Source organism: Rubritalea profundi, from assembly GCF_002954445.1.
GTDB lineage: Bacteria > Verrucomicrobiota > Verrucomicrobiia > Verrucomicrobiales > Akkermansiaceae > Rubritalea > Rubritalea profundi.
Window position 1 is genome coordinate 991,235 of record NZ_MQWA01000001.1, and the last position, 19,068, is coordinate 1,010,302.

Here is a 19,068-nt window from a genome sequence, read left to right on the forward strand (position 1 = left end):
CCTTTCTAATCATGAAATCATTTTTCACTCTTAGTATCGTCCTCGCCTCCTCATTCGGAGCCATGGCCAAAGATGTATCCGACTCAGTCATCCGTGTAGCCACCACTCTCCAAAGCTACAATCCATCCCAACCATGGGAAAAAACTTCGCCACGCAAAAGGCGCGCCCTCGCCGCAGTACTCCCAAACAGCCAAGTGCTTACCACTGCTGAAATGGTCACTGACGCCAATTTCATCCAGTTAGAATCGGCCAATGGCGAGCACCAAATTCCAGCGAGAGTAGTCGCAGTCGATTACGAAGCTAACCTCGCCCTACTCACTCCTAACTCTGACGAAGGCATAAAAACTCTTGGAAAATTCAATGGCCTAGAGATCGCACCCACAGCCCACCTCGGAGATGAGGTCAACATCGTCCAAATCGAAGACAATGGCATGACCCTGATCACTGAAGGCCGTATCCAGAGTGCCGATGTGGTCGCTAGTTTCGTCCCTGGTCACTTCTTCCTCAACTACGAAGTCAAAGCCTCCATGCAGAGTGCGGCGAACAGCTTCACCGTACCCGTTCTGAAAGATGACAAGCTGCTCGGGCTGCTCACGAGTTATTCCTCTAAGGACCAAATCGTCGACATCATCTCGCCAGAAATCATCAAAGCATTTCTTAAAGATGCTAGAGATGGTAAGTACCAAGGATTCCCAAGTCTAGGTATCGGCACCACCCGCACCACCGACATCCACTTCCGCGATTGGCTCCAGCTCTCCAGCGACAAGGGTGGACTCTATGTCACACGTGTGCTACCAAACTCAGCTGCAGCACTCGCCGGCATCAAAACAGGAGATGTCCTCACAGCGATCAATGGCAAGCCACTCGACCGCCGCGGCTACTACCATGCCAACGGCTACGGCCAACTCTTCTGGAGCCACCTCATCCGCGGATCACAACCAATCGGTAGCACGATTAAGCTAGACCTGCTACGCGGTGGCAAGCCACTCGAGGTCTCAGCCACACTCAAGCGCGCCCCTGAAGGTATCATCCCGTCCCACACCTATGACAAGGCTCCACGCTTCCTCGTCAAAGGCGGCATCGTTTTCCAGGAGCTAACAAAGTCCTACCTCCGAGCCTTTGGCGACGACTGGGTGTCACGCGCTCCACTTAACCTGCTCGATGCAATCAACCACCCAGAAGACTATGAAAAAGGACGCAAACGCCTAGTCTTCATCAGCGCCGTCATCCCCACCCCAGCCACACTCGGCTACGAATCGCTCAACAGCGTCATCGTCGAACAAATCAACGGACAAGCCATCGAAGACCTCCCCTCTCTCATCGCCGCCTTTAAAAAGGTCCCTAAAAATGGCATTCACACACTTAAACTCGACGGCCAACCAGAAACAATCTACCTCGACGCTAAAGTGTCAGACACCGTCGACCAGAGCCTCCTAGCCCGTGGGCTTCCCAGCCTCTCCCGCGAGACTGAGTGACCTGAGAGCGCCGAGCCCCAGCTCGGAAGCCTACCACCATTGACTAACTCCCAATCACCATTTAACCCAATCATTATGAGCGAAGAAAATGCAAAGCAAATGGAATACGGAGTCCTCGGTGACGACTCAATGTCCCAAGACGACAAAGTCGCCAAATACACTGGCGACGTCGATTGGGAATACCTAAAGCCCCACTTCAAAACTGGTGCCATGGTCTACGTCGATCCCAGCCTTGAGCTCGCTGAAGTAGCCAAAGCATTCACCGAAGACGACAAAGAAAAGGTCGGAGCCTGGATGAAAAAAGCCGATTTAGTAAAACCTGGGCCACAGCACGCCGATTGGTGGGAGTACGACAAAACCCGCTTCACAGCCGTAGTCTGCACCCCCTTCGTCCTAGCCCAGCCTCTCCCCAAACCCGAGTAACTCCCCCTCCCTGGGAGCGCCAAGCCCTACACTGGCAACAACCAACAAGTTCGGTCACCTATGCTACAACAAGTCAGATCAAAAATTAACAGTCGCTCAGAGATTACTCCCCGCTGTTGAGCACCGCAGCTTGGAATTTGGGCTCAAATCGTGGGGGACATATAATCACTAGGTCCGCAAACTTTTGGTACAGGGAGAGTTGGGTCTATTTCTAGGACATAGCCTGTGATTTCATACAGAATTGCAGGATTTCTAATACCATTTGAATAGTTAGAGTGGATTAGTAGCGAAGCAAGATGGTGAGAGTAGCAAGGCGGGAGGAAGACGCATAGCGAGCTATGCAACTGACAACGAACGAAGCTAATCTCGCTGTATTATTTAGCCCTCTCCAAATCAGCTTTGCTGCAAATACAAAGAATAAGGGTACAACTCTTGATCCAATATAACTGTAAAGATGTTATAAAACGGACAGAACGAAGAGTTTCAGAAACAGAGGTCAATTTTGTGAATCCTGCAAAAATTCTGATAATCCTGTATAAAATGGGATTTATCTCTGACTGGCTAGAAGCTCAAAAATCGTCGTGTAGTGTGACACTACATTTGAGCCCCCCTCAACCAAACGCACAAGAACATCGACCTTTCTCAATCAAATTCGTCGAAAAATTACGCTTCTTCCACAAAAAATGACAATCTTTCAAAGATTAAACCCTGCATATATGTCACACATTGACATTTTTACATCATTTTGAGATTTACTATTCAAGAAATAGTGCCACATTGAACTCAATACACCAATTTTCACTATGGCTAAGCAAAATTTAGACGGAGCACAGGCTCTGATCAAGACTCTCAATGACCTTGGAGTTGAATATATCTTCGGATACTCAGGCGGCGCAGCAATCCCGATTTTTGACGCGCTAGAAACTGTCAAATCGAACATCAAGTTCATCCTCGCTCGTCACGAGCAAGGCGCCTGCCACATGGCTGACGGCTATGCGCGTGCTACAGGGATACCAGCAGTTGTTCTTGTCACTTCAGGCCCTGGAGCTGGCAACACCATCACTGGACTTATGACAGCTCAGATGGATTCCGTGCCAATGATCGTTATCTGTGGCCAGCAAGTGACTTGGATGCTTGGTCTGGATGCATTCCAAGAGGCTGATATTTTCGGTATCACTATCCCGATAGTGAAGCACAACTACCTAGTGAAGAAGACCAACGACCTTCCTAGAATAGCCCGTGAAGCTTTCCATATCGCAACGACTGGTCGCCCCGGTCCAGTACTCATCGATATCCCTAAAGATATCAGCTCGGCGCCATTCACTGGCAAGCTAAAGAAGAACGAAGAGTTTGACCTTCCAGGATACAATCCTGAGGTTGCTTTTGATATTGATCCCACCTGTGTTAGCGAGGCTGCTAAGCTGATCAAGAAAGCCAAGCGCCCATTGATCTTGGCTGGCCAAGGCGGCATGATTGCACGCGCTCACGACGAGCTTCTCAAGCTCGTAGAAACTCTCGATTGCCCACTCACTAACACCCTACTCGGCAAGGGCATCCTCTCTGAAACTCATCCGCGTTCTTTAGGAATGCTTGGGATGCACGGCACAGCCTATGCGAACAAGGCGGTCTGCGAGTGCGACCTACTCATCAACATTGGCTCACGCTTCGACGACCGTATCATTGGAGATCCGGATAAGTTCTGTGCAGATGCGAAGATCATTCACATCGACATTGATCCTTCTGAAATGAAGAAAATGATCATTCCTGATGTGGAAATCATTGGCGACGCGAAGGCTGCTCTCAATGCTCTTTTGAAAGAAATCGAGCCCGTTCAGCACACAGAGTGGAATGAACACCTCGACGGCTACAAAAAGAAATACCCACTCAGCTTCCGTAAGCAAGGCGGCCTCCGCATGCAGCAGGTAATCGAAGAATTCTGGAAACAAACAAAGGGTGAAGCAATCGTCACAACTGACGTAGGTCAGCACCAAATGTGGGCAGCTCAGTTCTACCGCAACGCGAAAACCCATTCATGGCTCAGCTCAGGTGGAGCCGGCACGATGGGCTTCGGATTTCCTGCAGCTATTGGTGCGGCATTTGCCTGCCCTGAGCGTCAGGTCATCACATTCTGTGGCGACGGCGGTTTCCAAATGACATTATTCGAACTCGCGACTGCAGCGATCCACAAACTCCCCATCAAGATTGTTGTCCTCAACAACCACTACCTGGGAATGGTGCGTCAGTGGCAAGAGCTCTTCTTTGACGGTAGACTCTCCGGTGTGGACCTCGACGGAAACCCCGACTTTGTCAAACTAGCAAATGCTTACGGTATCAAGGCTCTGAATATCAAGCGGCCTGCCGATGTAAAGCGCATCGTTCAACAGGCATTAGAATACAACGATGGGCCTATTCTCATCAATGCGGAATGTATCAAGACGGACAACGTCTTCCCTATGATCCCAGCTGGCGCAGCTCTTGAAGAGATGCTCATTGAACCGCCTAAACATAAGATGGCAAAACCTACTGGCTCCACATAGGACTCACCCTCATCACTCACTATTTAACGTTCATTCAAACATGTCCAAAAAAATCATCACATCAGACATCCCGTCTAACGATTTGCCAGACTTGAGTAGCCACACGCTCTCAGTGTTTGTCAACAACACCCCTGGCGTGCTTATGCGCATCACTCAGGTGTTTGCTCGTCGTGGATTCAACATCGATTCCCTCGTTGTCTCTGAAGGGCGAGACGACCGATTCTCACGTATGACTATCGGCATCACGGGCTCATCTAACGGTCTCGAGCAAATCATCAAGCAAGTCTCAAAACTCATTGATGTCATTCACTGTGTGCAACACAACGCCGATGACTCAATCGTAAAAGAGCTCTTACTCGTAAAAATGGTCATCACTGACACGGAGTCTCGCACAGCGGCACTACAAGTCATCGATCACTTCAATGGTAAAACGGTAGACCTCACACCAACGTCAATGATTGCTATGCTCTCAGGTGAAACTTCGAAGCTCGACGCGGCGACCAAGATGTTCTCAGACTATGAGATCATTGAAACCGTGCGCACAGGTAAAGTTGTCATGGCTCGTGGAGCATCCACAACCTAGCAACAAACACACCCACAGCTTCTTCCTAGCCGCACACCATTCATGGTGCGCGGTTTTTTTGTACCCGCAATCATTCCCCTAACACGCACAACTAACGAAACTACTTGATAATGAGAAGGTAGCACTTTATAGTAAGATCCTAGATCTTTTTATATATCGAGTCCTCATGCCGCAAGACCTTACAGAATCAGCGAGTGCTAAGCAGCACATTGTTTCATTCCTAAAGCGAATCACCCCGTGGATCGCGACCGAGCAAAATGCGCTAAAATCTCAGAGGACTCGCCCGCCAAAAATCGGCGTGGCGCTATCCTCTGGCGGGGCAAAATCGCTCGCTCACCTAGCGTCATGCAGGTACTTGAGGAAAACAATATCCCGATTCACGCCGTTTCAGGTTCGAGTATGGGAGCGTATGTAGGATCACTTTGGGCAACCAATCACAGCGCCGAACAAATGCTCCATTTAGCAGCAAACATGCAAGACCCAAGCACCATGCGAAAGCTGGCTGACCCAGTGATTCCCCCCATCCGAGGAGTTTTTTATGGCAATAAGGTCAAAGCGCAACTGGCACGCTCAATCGGGCCAGCCACCTTTGAAGAATCCGAACGCCAACTACTAGTGATCGCTGCAAACCTCGACACCTATGAACGTGTCGTATTCCGCTCGGGCAGCATCCTAGATGCCGTTCACGCCTCATGCGCTATGCCCGGCATCATCGTTCCGGTAGAAATCAACGGGATGCGCTGCACCGATGGCGGGGTGGTCGATCCAGTCCCAGTGGGTGCGCTCAAAAAATTCACGGATGTCGATTACGTAATCGCAGTGAGCACAGTGCCGACTCTAGAGGATATCGACACACACACTGCAGCTGAAGCCACAGCAGAAGAAGAAATAGAAGTCGAGTTAGAGTCCTGGTGGCAGCGCTCACTCGGCATTTTAGGAAGTAAGATCAACCCTGGCGCAAAAGGTAACATCATAGACAACCTCAGACGCGCACTCCGAGCTTCACAGATCCGCATGGCTCATGATTCATGTCTGCGGGCAGATGTGGTGATCCACCCCATTTCTCTCGGTAGCCGATGGCACGAATACCATAATTTTGAAAACTTTATAGAGTTAGGGAGAAGCGAGGCACTCAAGGCGCTTCCTGAAATCCAAAAACTCTTAGCCCCCATACCAATTAACGACGATGAAACCACCGAGAAATCCATGGTGGGAAAGCGCGTCGCCTGACGAAATAAAAAAACGCCAGTCCGCGCTTCTCCACAGATTCCTAAAAGACCGAGTCATCCCATTCTCGGCCCACTATGGTAGGATATTCCAGCAGCAGGAGCTCACTGCCGATGACATCAGGAACACGGATGATCTAGTGAAGCTCCCCTTCACATCGAAACGTGATCTTGGTGAGACTCGCGATTTCGTTCTCATCCCAGATGAGAAAATTCTAAAAAAACAAGTCGGTACATTTCTTAAAGTCCTGCGCCACGGGCCGAGAGGTGTGAAGCAAGTCTTAGCGGATGAACTCAGGCCGATTCACATGACCTCAACTACTGGACGCTCAGCCGAACCAGTCCCCTTTCTCTACACCAAACATGATTTAGCAAACTTAGAGGCCAGTGGATTGCGCCTGATGCAACTCAGCGACACGCAGTCTGACTTTAAAGTAATCAACGCCTTCCCCTTTGCTCCTCATCTTGCCTTTTGGCAGGCTTGGTACGCGGCTCTAGGAAATACGTGTTTTGTTCTCAGCACTGGTGGGGGAAAAGTCATGGGTACTTCAGGCAACGCCAAAGCCATCAATAAAATTCAGCCAGATGGCATCATCGCGATGCCCACCTTCCTCTATCACCTACTGCAATATGCTGCTGAAAATGGCATGCGTTGGACCAACTTGAAGCGCTTGGTTCTTGGCGGCGAGAAAGTCCCGCTCGGTATGCGCCGAAAGTTAAAGAAACTCTGTGCCGCGATGGGCTCCGATGATGTGGATGTGATCTCTACTTATGGCTTCACCGAGGCTAAAATGGCATTTAGCGAATGCTGTCCACCCAAAGAAAAATCCCCTAGCGGTTTCCACCTTTATCCGGACTTAGCCTTTGTCGAAATCATCGATCCCGAGACTGGTGAACGCGTCCCGGACGAGACACCAGGTGAGATTGTATTGACCCCGCTCAATGCCCGAGGTTCCGTCGTTCTTCGCTACCGGACTGGCGACATAATCGACGGAGGAATCACCTACAAACCTTGCCCTCACTGCGGACGCACCTGCCCACGGCTATTGGGAAAAATCTCCCGTGTCACCGATATACAAAGGCTTCAACTAGGTAAACTAAAAGGCACACTCGTCGACTTCAACACACTCGAACACGCCCTCGACGACACCGATGGTGTGGGAGCCTGGCAAGCTGAACTTAGAAAGGAAAACGATGACCCGCTCGGACTCGATGAAATCCACATTCACTTGGTCGCTATGGACGTCACCGAGGAAGAGCTCAGAGTCACCATCACCCAACAACTTAGAGACAAGACCGAGCTCAGTCCAAACTCCATTCAATTTCACAGTTGGCAACACATGCGCGAGCTTCAAGGAGTGGGCAAAGAGCTCAAAGAACTCAAAGTCATCGATAATCGCCCCACCTAACCATTTTCAGAATTTATGCTCTATATCTACCAATGCACCCGCACCGCTTTCACTAAAATGGGAGGAGCTATGGACCACCTCAATGCGGCGGACATAGGCAAAAGTGCAGTCAGCTCACTCCTTACAAATGCAGCAATCGACCCAGCACTGATCGACGAAGTCATCATGGGCTGCGTCTGCCAACCTGCAGATTCGGCAAACATAGCACGGGTGATCGCGCTGCGCTCCGGTATTCCAGAATCGGTCACCGCCGCCACCGTCCACCGCAACTGCGCCAGCGGCATGGAAGCTATCACTACGGCCTACGAAAGAATGCACGCTGACCACGGTCAACTCTTCGTCGTTGGAGGCTGCGAGAGCATGAGCAATACCCCGGTCCTTTATCGGAAATCCGCAGTCCAAAAATTTGCCAAACTAGCCAGAGCACGTAGCCCACTAGCCAAGCTCACCGCCGCACTTCAGTTTCGGCCTAAAGACTTCAACCCACTCATTGGCCTGCGTCTAGGGCTCACCGATCCATTCACTGGAATCAATATGGGCCAAACTGCAGAAATTCTTGCACGTGAATATGAAATAAGCAGAGTCGAGCAAGATGCCTTCGCAGTGAACTCACACAATAAAGCCCTCAATTACCAGCAAAGCCTCAACCAAGAAATCTCTCCAGTCTACACACGCGGCAAAGCGATCGATTCGGATGATGGAATCCGCGCCGACTCCTCGGTCGAAAAGCTCGCAAATCTCAAACCGGTTTTTGAAAAAAATACGGGTTCTGTGACTGCTGGAAACAGCTCACAAATCACTGACGGAGCAGCCGTTCTGTTAGTCGGATCCATTCGCATGAAAGAGTTGGGGCTAGAGCCTGTCGGTCGACTTCGCGGCTATGCTTACGCTGGCTGCGATCCGTCACGGATGGGCCTCGGCCCACTTTTTGCCATGCAAAAACTCTTTAAAGAAACGGGCTTCAGTCTCGCTCAAGCTGACATCATTGAAATCAATGAAGCCTTTGCCGCTCAGGCCCTCGCCTGTATCAAACTGAGTGACTCTGAGGTGCTCGCAAAGAAAGCTGGCCTCGACTCTAAACTCGGTGAAATCCCGCTCGATAAACTCAACCGACGTGGTGGCGCCATAGCCCTTGGTCACCCGGTGGGAGCCACTGGTGCCCGGCTCGTCCTCACAGCCCTAGATCAGCTCCGAGAAAGTCAGCAACAACACGCACTCACCACCCTCTGCATTGGCGGAGGACAAGGCGCGGCACTTTGGATAGAAAGACTCACCTAACATGCATCTCAAATTAGAAACCCACGGCACCATCGCTCACCTCATCTTTGATCGCAAAGATTCCTCAGCGAACATCTTTGACCGCGATGTCTTGGCGGAGCTCGACCAACAACTTGATGGTATCCCCAAATGCTCAAAACTAACAGCTCTCATTATTAGCTCCAACAAACCGAACATTTTTATCGCTGGAGCCGATCTAAAGATCCTTTCAACAGCAACCGGTGAAGAGCTAGAAAACCTCATATCTCTGGGCCAATCCGTTTTCAGCAAACTAGAGAGCCTTCATATCACCACCATTGCGGCCATTCATGGGGCTTGTGTTGGTGGAGGTTTAGAGCTCGCTCTAGCCTGCGACTACCGAGTCGTGTCCGAGGCACAGTGCTCACGGATTGGTTTACCCGAGACGCAACTCGGCATCCTCCCAGCATGGGGTGGATCTACCCGACTGCCAGCATTGATTGGGCTCAGCAAAGCTCTACCCTTGATTCTATCGGGTAAAATAATGAAACCAAAATTAGCCCTTAGAAAAGGAATTGTCGATGGAATTTGTCCACAGCAACACCTCATTAGCTATGCCTCAAGCTTCGCTAATAGACAGATGCGGCAGCTTCCAGTTCACATGCTAGAGCACAACCCTCTCACTGTTTCACTTATTCGAAAGCAAGCACAAGACAGCCTCTACAAAAAAACTCGCGGTCTCTATCCTGCGCTCAACCGCGCCGTAGACGTCGTCTGCACTGGAGTACGTGTCAGTAAACAGGAAAGCTTCGACAACGAACGTGAAGCGATCATAGAGCTCAGCCAAGCCCCGAAGCAGCCCAACTGATGCGCCTATTCTTCTCCTCAGAAAGAGCCAAGAAGCTGAGGATTGGCGAACAAATGCCGGCCACAATCGACCACGCGGCGGTCATTGGCTCAGGAGTGATGGGTTCAGGTATTGCCTATTGGCTCTCTACTAGGAATTGCCACGTACTCCTCAAAGACATCAACTCAGATGCTCTAGCTCGAGGTATGGGAACGATCGAATCGCTCTATCACAGCTCAGTCAAACGTCACGTGCTCAGCCAGACTGAAGCCAATGCTGGCTTTGATCGAATCACCGCAAGCACAGCCGACCTTTCACTCAACAACCGAGAAATCGTCATCGAGCTGCAACCGAGAACTTAGACCTTAAAAAGAAGATTTTCTCCAAGCTCTCAGAGGATTCATCGCCTAACACGATCTTAGCAACCAACACCTCAGCACTCCCCATCCACCAACTCGCGGAGCACATCAGCCACCCCGAAAGACTTGTCGGAATACATTTTTTCAATCCAGTGCCACGGATGAAGTTAGTCGAAGTCGTCAGAGCTCCACAAACCTCGGATGCAACCTTGGCTGCGGCGGTTAGATTCGTCCAATCCATTGGAAAGCTTCCGGTCGTCGTCAAGGATTCACCAGGCTTCGTAGTCAACAGGATCCTTCTCCCCTACCTCGTCAGAGCGGGGCAACTCTTCAGCGATGGCCACGATCCAGAAACCATAGACAACTGCATGCTCGACTTTGGCATGCCGATGGGGCCACTGCGATTACTCGACGAAGTTGGGCTGGACGTCTCACTCCATGTTGCCAAAACCCTCTCTACTGCCTTTCCGGATAGAATGGAAATCCCGAGCATACTCAACGAGCTCGTTGAGAAAGGACTTCTAGGTAAAAAATCCAACGAAGGGTTTTATCTCTACGAAAAAGGTAAAACTAAACCAAACCCTAACATCCAACCGGGGGCCTCACCGCAGTCATCTGCCCAGAAAATTCAAGACGAACTTACAGCCTTGATGAGCGAAGAAGCGGCTCGCTGTTTAGATGAAGGTGTCGCTAGCTCTGCCGCTGACATCGATTTCGCCATGGTTATGGGAACCGGCTACGCCCCCTTCCGCGGAGGCCCGCTGCGCCACGCTCACGACACCAACCTACTAAAGCGAAGCTTTTACTAAACTCACTCAAACAAAACTCGATCAAAAAAACTATGCCTGACAGATCTATAATCGACACCTCAACTATGAGCGAAGGTCAACGAGCCGCTTTAGAAATGGCTGAAGACTCACGCGACTCACGGGAGATCAGCGGCTTTGCTGGCTCGCTCTTCATGGGTTTCCCAAAGCTCTCTAGGTTATCCCCATTCCCTGAGCAAACCACCGAGGACAAGCTTGCTGGTGATCAATTTATTACAAAACTCGATACATTCCTCCAACAGCACACCGATCCAGATCAAATCGACCGCGACGGAGAAATCCCTGACAGCGTCTTTAGCGGACTCGCAGAATTGGGAACATTTGGCATCAAAATTCCGCAAAAATACGGAGGACTAGGGTTATCCCAAACAAATTACTCGCGCGCCGCAATGGTGTTAGGTGCGCACTGCGGCAACCTGACTGCTCTTCTATCTGCTCACCAATCGATAGGAGTTCCCCAGCCACTCATCATTTTTGGCACCGATGCTCAAAAAGAAAAATACCTCCCTTTATTTGCGGCTGGTAACATCTCAGCCTTTGCACTCACCGAACAGGAAGTTGGCTCAGACCCAGCAAAAATGAAGACAATTGCAACCCTCGATCCAGACGGGGAGCACTGGACTCTCAATGGCGAAAAGCTTTGGTGCACGAACGGGCTAAAAGCTTCGCATCTGGTCGTCATGGCCAAAACTCCAACTTCTGAAAAACCCTACGCATCCACTGCATTCATAATCGATGTGACGAGCCCCGGAGTCGAGATCATCACCCGCTGCCGCTTCATGGGACTGAAAGCTCTTTACAATGGAGTCATCCGATTTACCGATGTTAGAGTACCAAAGGATGACATCGTTTACGCTGAGGGGAAAGGTCTCAAGGTGGCCCTCACCACTCTCAACACTGGCAGACTCACCCTCCCCGCTGCATGCTCCGGCGCACTTCAAAGGTGCCTAGACATCTCACTCGCTTGGGCAAGTCGCCGAGAACAATGGGGTGCCGCCATTGGCAAGCATGCTGCCATTGCAGCAAAAATTGCAGATCTCAGAGCGGACCAATTTGCCACCGAATCCATGGTCCTCTATGTTTCAGCCCTAGTAGATCTGGACAAAAAGGCCGACATAAGAATCGAAGCCGCGATGGCCAAACTCTGGGGAACTGAAGCAGCTTGGCATGGGGTCGACCAGACCATGCAGATCAAAGGTGGCCGCGGTTACGAGACTGCGGAGTCTCTAAAAAATCGAGCGAAGTCGCCGACCCTATCGAGCGCATGATGCGCGATTGCCGGATCAACACGATTTTCGAAGGCTCCTCAGAGATCATGAAGCTCTTCATTGCGCGCGAAGCGTTAGATCCACACCTCCGCCAAGGTGCCGCAGCAATCGACTCGCGCAGTACGATATCGCAGAGGATTCCAGCAGCTTTCAAAGCCGGCCTTCACTACGCAGTTTGGTATCCCCTTCGCTGGATGCCTCTCACTCTTGAAGTTCCAGTGGGCACCCATTCTCGCCTGAAACGACACTACAAGCACATCGAAAAGTATTCTCGTAAGCTATCCAGAGCACTGTTTCACGCGATGGTTCTCAATGGCCCAAAGCTAGAAAAGCGCCAACTCTTGCTTGGCTGCTATGTCGATATAGCCACCGAACTTTTTGCAATGAGCTGCGCAGTCTCACGCACCGACAGCCTCTTACAGAAAGACCCTCAGCAATCTTTAAGCACCATCCACTATCTCTGCTCACGTGGAGTCGAGCGCATCAAACAACTCTTCCACCAGTCCAAAGACACCAAGTCCGAACACCGTGGCTATAAACTAGCTCAGGAACTGATGGGGGAAGTTGAGAGTAGGCAGTAGCAAGTAGCTAGCATTAGGAAATCAAATTTCTGGCACAGTTCATAACCTTCTTTTTACGAGGCTAATGCCTCCTCCACACACTAATTTTGGACACTCCTAGTTGGAATTTCCTCCCATGCTCTCTGATGAGGAATGGTTCGTCGGTTTCATGCAGGAGTGTAAAATGATCCTTCATGGCGGCCTGCAGCCATTTCCAGCTATCTCCTTGTGGCCAATGCTGTTTCGGAGTGTATTGCTCTAACCATGAGAATGGAGTCGCAAAAACGACCTCTCCACCACTAGCTAGAAGCTGTGGAAGTCGGTTTAGTAAAACCATCGGCTCAGGTAAGCGACAAAGGAGGTTGGAAGCATGCACTCTATCAAAACCTTTAAATCCTGCTGGTAAGTTGAGAGCATCACCTTGAGCAAAGCTCACCTTTTCAGGTGACACACCCTTTGGAAGCAGAGCGACGGCATCGGCACATCGGTCGCCTTCCTCCTTAATCTGATAGGCTATACTCCCATGCTCTTTCATTTGATTGGCAGCATCGATGAAGCTCTGAGAGAAATCTATCCCGATTACTTTCTCCGATGTTTTACTGAGCAAAAAGCTGGAGCGCCCCACGGCACATCCAAGATCGAGGCTCACACCAACGCGTTTTTGGGTGAAGAACTCTACAGTTCTACTCACAAAATCGAGAGCGCCTATTCCGCCTAGCGTCCACGGCATTCTTTCCTCACTTGTCCCATAATGCATGAGCAAGTATTCGTTCAGTAGTTTTTGAGATTCGTAATCTTGCATAAAAGAAAGTGATGTTAGCTGCGAAGCGCGTTCATGATGTACTCGCTCGGGCGGAAGTTTTCGATAATGATTTCCTCTTTCCCGCCACGCTGCATACGGACCTCACTAACGTTGAAATTCGGTGTTTTATGCGGAGCAAAGAGAATATCGTCGTGGGTGCTATTTTCATGCTTTTTGAACATCTCAGGCACGATATCACCACCGAGATGGTCATCACGACCAGTCGCAAGATGGCAAGTTCCTAACACTTTTTCATCCTGAATATCTTGATAGGAAACAGGCAACACTTGGGTTCCAAATCCCAACTCACCCAGAGTTCCAGTCATCGGATCATCGGCGAGTCGCGCATTGTGCTCGTCGATTGTTGACTGCTTTCCTTCGATCAAAGTCGATTTGATAATATTTCGGTCAACCACAGTGAGCACGCCGAGAGTGCCATCTTCATATTTCATAGGGAACTCGCCGTGCGCATCACAAGGCACGAAGTACACCTCTCCTGCTGGCAAGTTCGCTATATCTGGCGTTCTCCCCGTACACAGTCCATGGGACTTTTGTGCATCCTGCTGATCCAAGCCCAGCCAAGCGGTGAGGACTCGTCCATCTTCCAGCGTGAAATCAATTTCAATGGAATCGGCATTGGTCATCGCCTTACGTACCTTTTCCGCATCAGCCGACACTTCATTGTAATCGACAGCTAGTCCTGAGTTTAAAATAATATCATTCATTCCATGCATCGTAGCTCCACGGAATCCATATTCTTTACACTTTGCCGTGAGTGGTGCCGTTGCGCTCCAGGTAGAAACGCACAGGACTATATCGTAGTGAGTATAAATGTCCTTATCTAAAGAGAGCTGCTTGCCATAAGTGTCAAAGCACGCATCGCGAAGGTCGAGGTTTGAACCATGGGTACAATAATAGGAGAACATTTCACCACCACTCATACCTAACTCATCCATTACACCCTCTTTAAAACGTTGGTAGAAGTTCTCATACGCTTTCCGCTGGACGCTAAATTCAGAATTCTCTAAAAAGGCAAAATCTTTGATCCATTTTTGCGGTTCATCAAAATCGATTAGAATACAAACACGACAGCCATCTGTAGGATCAAACACAGTACTCATCAAATTGCTCACAGAGAAAGGTGGAAATTTACGATTCTCTGGATGCAACATGATCTCTTCGCTCAAATAGGTTGGTAACAACATAGTGAAATAATATTAGGTTCAGATCCTTTTGATGCAAGGGATGAAGCATATTTTTTTTAATTCTATCCCTTCCTAACTAATTCATTTCCCATGGCCGACTCACCCACAGTGATTTAGTTAAGCGAAATTGAATAATTACCTAGCCAAAGTGAATTTGATTTGCTAGTTGTGTTGTGTAGAACTAGCAGCCTTTTTACAGAACCATGTCCCGTCTCACCGAAACTCGCCCACAACGCCTCAATGTCGCCCCCACTCAAATGGAAATGAAAGCCGACACAAAGCCTAGCACTTCACCATTAGCTGAAGACTTTGAAGGTAAGCTCGTTGCAGCCCAACAACAATTAGAACAACTTCAGCAGCAGCAAGAGTTTATCGAGCAACAAAAAATTGAACTCGAAGAACTTAACGAACGCAAAAAAGAATTTTTATCTGGTCAAAATGACATCAACGACCGTTTTACGACTTCTCTCACAGCCATTGACCGAGAGCTCTTTGAGATGCGTCAGGAGATGGAAGACTTAGAGCAAACCCGTCAGTGCTTTGCCGATCACCAGAAAAAGATCGACGAACTCAACCCGCAAAGCTGGACTCGCGATGAGTTGAAACTAGAGCTCAACCGCTCAATTTCCATGCTCGACCACGCAGAAGACGAGTACGAAGAAGCCATGCAACATTTTCGTGGTGGCCGTCGTTCCGGAGTTCTTAGCCCAACTCAAAAGAAAAAGACTAACAAAGGCTCTAGCTCTCAGAGTGAATTTTCCAGTTACTTCAAGCAAGGTTTCGCTTTCAACCTTCCATTGATCCTCGCAGCATTGATCGGTTTCGCGATCTATCTGACTCGTTAGGGCATGTTCGGCACAAAAAACAGAGAGAACTTCGCTGAGATCGAGCGCCAAAAAGATGCGCTCCAAGCTCAAATCGATGAACTGCAAAGCTTCATTAAGGAAGCTCCAGAGAAGCTCCAACGCGAAGAACAAGAGCGGCTGCAGACAATGCCAGCACCAGATGAGCTGGCCCATCGTCGACGCGAAAACGACTTTTCTAATCGTCTTACCAAAGGTGAACTCAAAAACGAGCGTCGCCACCAAGCCCGTAGCGCTTTACTCTTTGTGCTTTTGTTCTCCGCCATCGTTTGTGTATCTCTTTGGATATATGGAATAATTGCTGGCGCAGCATAGACTCTACACTCGCTCCATCGTCCCTAGAAATTGGGATGGATTCGGCTAATTTCGAGGATCTTAAAATTCGCGATACTTACCGCTTGCACAGGTGAGATTTGCCCCCTAGTGTGCGCGAGCTACGGCGCCTATGAAAGCTACTAACAAAGCCATACTCGCACTTGAAGACGGCCGCACCTTTGAAGGTGAAGCCTTTGGTCACACTGGGACTACAACCACTGGTGAGATCTGCTTCAATACTTCCATGACTGGATACCAGGAGATCATCACTGATCCATCCTATCGCGGTCAAGTCGTCACGATGACTTATCCTCTGATAGGAAACTACGGAGTCAACCCCGAGGACGCAGAGTCTGCTTCCCCTCACGTTAGAGGACTCGTTATTGGAGAGCTCTCCCCGGTTGCATCCAACTTCCGCTCACGCCAGTCACTCGGGGATTATTTTGTGGAACACAAGATTCTTGGAATCGAAGGTGTCGACACACGAGCCCTCACCAAACATCTCCGCACAGCTGGCGCTATGCGTTGCTGCATCTCTACCGAGCTTTCCGCTGAGGAAGCGATTCAAGCAGCAAAGAATGCCCCACCGATGGCTGGATCAGATTTCGTCAAAGAAGTTTCCACTGCAGAGAACTACCAATGGGATAAGGAATCCCGCCTCTGGAACATCCCTAGCCCGTCACAAAACCGTGAAGGCCACTACAATGAACTTCCACCAGTGAAGTACAAGCTCGTAGCCCTCGATTTTGGTATTAAGTACAACATTCTCCGCTCCATGCGCCAGGCTGGCTTCGATGTCGAAGTCGTCAACTCACGCACTACAGCAGAAGAAATTCTCGCACTTAACCCAGACGGCATTTTCCTATCTAATGGCCCAGGTGACCCATCAGCCCTTGACTACATTCACGCTGAGGTGAAAAAACTCCTAGGCAAGAAGCCAATCTTCGGTATCTGCTTGGTCATCAAATCCTCACCCACGCATTCGGCGGCACGACTTACAAACTTAAGTTTGGTCACCGTGGAGGCAACCAACCGGTAAAGGACCTCCGCACTGGTAAGATCTCGATCACCGCACAGAACCACGGTTTTGCGACAGATCCAGACAGTCTTCCCGATGACGTGGAAATCACTCACCTCAACCTCAACGACAACACCGTCGAAGGATTCCGTCACAAGACGCTTCCAGCATTCTCAGTTCAGTACCACCCAGAGGCGGCACCTGGACCGAATGACGCGAAGTATTTCTTCGACGAGTTCGCAGGCATGATTGAAAACCCCCAAGGCTAAAGCCTGGATTCGTTAGAAAAATGCTCAGTAACTTCGTTATCCTTTGTTCTTTATTTACAAGCCTTTCAGGCTTGGCATTTGCCGAACAAACTTACCAAGCAAACGGCTTCACATTTCAACACAGAGACTCTGAAAAAGTCACAGTCACTGGCGATAAGATCAAAACTCTACGGATTGAAAATGCTGACAACAGCCTTTTCATGGTGCAAAACTATGGCTCATCTATCACTCCCGAGCAATTGCTCAAAAAGATGAGCCAAAGCTTGCTCAAGCAGTTTGAAGAAAACGCCATCGAACTCACCCACAAGACTGCTTCGCGCACTCTGCTAGGTGAGTCCCGCGCTGGCCGATACATTTTATTTAGTAGAAATAATATCCCGAGTGAGTCGCTACTCTTCACATTCAAAAAAGACGGCGACACCATCTGTGTAATTACTCAGATGGCACTTCAACACAGTAAAGAGGCTGAGCGCATGTTTGCGACTATTCAGAAAAGCCTCAGCATCTCAAACAAGTAACATTCATATGAATACCATCATCTGTGGTCTCCAATGGGGCGACGAAGGAAAAGGAAAAATCGTTGATTACCTTACCGAATCAGCCGATCTCGTAGCACGTGGCCAAGGCGGCAATAACGCCGGTCACACAGTGCTCGCTAACGGCAAAAAATACATACTCCACCTTGTACCGTCTGGTATTCTTTGGGGAGATAAAACATGCATCATCGGTAACGGTGTCGTCATGGATCCCGTTGGTCTCTGCAAAGAAATCACCACACTCGAAGAACAAGGCATCACCATCACTCCTGAGCTACTGCTCATTTCTGACCGTGCACACGTAGTTCTCCCCTACCACCGCGAACTCGACGCAGCGCGCGAGGCGGCTCTTGGCAAAAACAAGATCGGCACAACCAAGCGTGGTATCGGCCCAACATACGCCGACAAAGCAAACCGTATTGGCCTCCGCCTCGCTGATTTTCAAGACGAAGAAACAGCGCGTGAACTCATTGATATCCGACTTCAGGAAGCGAATGAAACACTCACACGCTACGGCCTGCCAACATTCACGACCGATCAGGTTCTTGATGAGGTTCGCCCAGCGATCGCACGACTCATGCCACACGTCACCAACGTGATCCCAACGCTGCACAAGGCGTGGAAAGAGAACAAGACTATCCTGTTTGAAGGAGCTCAAGGTTCTCTCCTCGACATTGACTTCGGCACTTACCCGTTCCTCACATCTTCTAACACCACTGCTGGTGGAGCATGCACAGGGTCTGGACTCCCACCCACCGCGATCGATCGTGTGATTGGCGTTTGTAAGGCATACACCACGCGTGTTGGCTCAGGCCCAATGCCTACCGAAAACGACGAACTTTCAGCCTTCTTCCACGCCCTAGGCATGGAGTTCGGCGCGACAACTGGTCGTGCCCGCCGCTGCGGCTGGCTCGACACAGTCCTTCTCCGCATGGCCGTAATGGTCAACGGAGTGACTGATCTCGCGGTAACCATCGTTGATGGTTTAGACGAGCGTGAATCTCTCAAAATCTGTGTCGCTTATGACATCGACGGCGAGCGTCACGAATTCCCGCCAGCGACTCGTTCTGGCTGGGATAAAGCGACTCCCATTTATGAAGAACTGCCAGGCTGGCAAACCGACACCACTAGTGCTCGCAGTTGGGATGACCTCCCTGAAAATGCTAAAGCTTACCTCAACCGCCTCAGCGAGCTCGTTGGCGCACCAGTAAGCTTCATCGGCAATGGCCCAGAGCGCGAGCAGACCATCATCGTCTAATCACACGCCCCCTCTAATAAAAAAGGCGTCACCGAATGGTGACGCCTTTTTT

17 protein-coding genes and 2 pseudogenes are annotated in these 19,068 nt (G+C 49.9%); 17 read left to right on the forward strand and 2 right to left on the reverse strand.

Translation table 11 applies throughout. From position 1 onward, the window contains the following. The first annotated feature begins 11 nt into the window (after positions 1 to 11). From BSZ32_RS04260 to BSZ32_RS19620, 12 genes and pseudogenes are all read left to right on the forward strand, one after another. Positions 12 to 1,475, forward strand: coding sequence for a S1C family serine protease (locus tag BSZ32_RS04260; RefSeq protein ID WP_105042279.1), 1,464 nt, complete (start codon positions 12 to 14; stop codon positions 1,473 to 1,475). Between the two features lie 75 nt (positions 1,476 to 1,550). Beyond that, on the forward strand, positions 1,551 to 1,898 hold the full coding sequence (locus BSZ32_RS04265; protein ID WP_105042280.1) for a DUF2288 family protein: 348 nt from the start codon (positions 1,551 to 1,553) through the stop codon (positions 1,896 to 1,898). Positions 1,899 to 2,701: 803 nt separating this feature from the next. After that, positions 2,702 to 4,435, forward strand: coding sequence for a biosynthetic-type acetolactate synthase large subunit (ilvB, locus tag BSZ32_RS04270; RefSeq protein ID WP_105042281.1), 1,734 nt, complete (start codon positions 2,702 to 2,704; stop codon positions 4,433 to 4,435). Positions 4,436 to 4,475: 40 nt separating this feature from the next. Continuing rightward, a complete protein-coding gene (gene ilvN / locus BSZ32_RS04275; protein WP_105042282.1) occupies positions 4,476 to 5,018 on the forward strand; it encodes an acetolactate synthase small subunit in 543 nt (180 codons plus the stop codon). A 237-nt stretch (positions 5,019 to 5,255) separates the two neighbouring features. Next, on the forward strand, positions 5,256 to 6,248 hold the full coding sequence (locus BSZ32_RS04280) for a patatin-like phospholipase family protein (RefSeq protein WP_105042283.1): 993 nt from the start codon (positions 5,256 to 5,258) through the stop codon (positions 6,246 to 6,248). Then, positions 6,205 to 7,653 carry a phenylacetate--CoA ligase family protein gene (locus BSZ32_RS04285; RefSeq protein WP_105042284.1) on the forward strand — a complete coding sequence of 483 codons (1,449 nt, stop codon included), beginning with the start codon at positions 6,205 to 6,207 and terminating at the stop codon, positions 7,651 to 7,653. The genes BSZ32_RS04280 and BSZ32_RS04285 overlap by 44 nt, the downstream gene beginning before the upstream one ends. Positions 7,654 to 7,668: 15 nt before the next feature. Then, positions 7,669 to 8,931: a thiolase family protein gene (locus BSZ32_RS04290; RefSeq protein WP_105042285.1), complete on the forward strand. Its 1,263-nt coding sequence runs from the start codon at positions 7,669 to 7,671 to the stop codon at positions 8,929 to 8,931. 1 nt (position 8,932) lies between these two features. Then, the gene (locus BSZ32_RS04295) at positions 8,933 to 9,757 is read left to right on the forward strand and encodes an enoyl-CoA hydratase-related protein (RefSeq protein ID WP_105042286.1); all 825 of its coding nucleotides are present in this window, start codon (positions 8,933 to 8,935) and stop codon (positions 9,755 to 9,757) included. A gap of 98 nt (positions 9,758 to 9,855) precedes the next feature. After that, positions 9,856 to 10,304, forward strand: a pseudogene (locus BSZ32_RS19610) (3-hydroxyacyl-CoA dehydrogenase family protein); the annotation flags it as partial. After that, positions 10,305 to 10,904 carry a 3-hydroxyacyl-CoA dehydrogenase family protein gene (locus BSZ32_RS04305; RefSeq protein ID WP_240610692.1) on the forward strand — a complete coding sequence of 200 codons (600 nt, stop codon included), beginning with the start codon at positions 10,305 to 10,307 and terminating at the stop codon, positions 10,902 to 10,904. 32 nt (positions 10,905 to 10,936) lie between these two features. Then, positions 10,937 to 12,190: an acyl-CoA dehydrogenase family protein gene (locus tag BSZ32_RS19615; protein ID WP_276308400.1), complete on the forward strand. Its 1,254-nt coding sequence runs from the start codon at positions 10,937 to 10,939 to the stop codon at positions 12,188 to 12,190. 47 nt (positions 12,191 to 12,237) lie between these two features. Continuing rightward, on the forward strand, positions 12,238 to 12,771 hold the full coding sequence (locus BSZ32_RS19620) for an acyl-CoA dehydrogenase domain-containing protein (protein ID WP_240610693.1): 534 nt from the start codon (positions 12,238 to 12,240) through the stop codon (positions 12,769 to 12,771). Between the two features lie 61 nt (positions 12,772 to 12,832). Here the strand turns inward: BSZ32_RS19620 and BSZ32_RS04315 are convergent, their stop codons facing one another. Further along, positions 12,833 to 13,552 carry a putative 4-mercaptohistidine N1-methyltransferase gene (locus BSZ32_RS04315; RefSeq protein WP_105042289.1) on the reverse strand — a complete coding sequence of 240 codons (720 nt, stop codon included), beginning with the start codon at positions 13,550 to 13,552 and terminating at the stop codon, positions 12,833 to 12,835. 14 nt (positions 13,553 to 13,566) lie between these two features. Further along, positions 13,567 to 14,673, reverse strand: coding sequence for a M29 family metallopeptidase (locus tag BSZ32_RS04320; protein ID WP_240610694.1), 1,107 nt, complete (start codon positions 14,671 to 14,673; stop codon positions 13,567 to 13,569). Positions 14,674 to 14,960: 287 nt separating this feature from the next. Between BSZ32_RS04320 and BSZ32_RS04325 the strand changes: the two genes are divergently transcribed. The 5 genes and pseudogenes from BSZ32_RS04325 to BSZ32_RS04345 all read left to right on the forward strand — a co-directional run bounded on the left by BSZ32_RS04325 (position 14,961) and on the right by BSZ32_RS04345 (position 19,016). After that, the gene (locus BSZ32_RS04325) at positions 14,961 to 15,602 is read left to right on the forward strand and encodes a hypothetical protein (RefSeq protein WP_105042291.1); all 642 of its coding nucleotides are present in this window, start codon (positions 14,961 to 14,963) and stop codon (positions 15,600 to 15,602) included. A gap of 3 nt (positions 15,603 to 15,605) precedes the next feature. After that, positions 15,606 to 15,935 (forward strand): hypothetical protein, encoded by a 330-nt coding sequence (locus tag BSZ32_RS04330; RefSeq protein WP_105042292.1) that lies wholly within the window; start codon positions 15,606 to 15,608, stop codon positions 15,933 to 15,935. Positions 15,936 to 16,065: 130 nt separating this feature from the next. After that, positions 16,066 to 17,222 (forward strand): annotated as a pseudogene (carA, locus tag BSZ32_RS04335) (glutamine-hydrolyzing carbamoyl-phosphate synthase small subunit). Between the two features lie 20 nt (positions 17,223 to 17,242). Then, the gene (locus tag BSZ32_RS04340; RefSeq protein ID WP_105042293.1) at positions 17,243 to 17,740 is read left to right on the forward strand and encodes a hypothetical protein; all 498 of its coding nucleotides are present in this window, start codon (positions 17,243 to 17,245) and stop codon (positions 17,738 to 17,740) included. 7 nt (positions 17,741 to 17,747) lie between these two features. Continuing rightward, positions 17,748 to 19,016 carry an adenylosuccinate synthase gene (locus BSZ32_RS04345; protein WP_105042294.1) on the forward strand — a complete coding sequence of 423 codons (1,269 nt, stop codon included), beginning with the start codon at positions 17,748 to 17,750 and terminating at the stop codon, positions 19,014 to 19,016. Positions 19,017 to 19,068 lie beyond the last annotated feature (52 nt).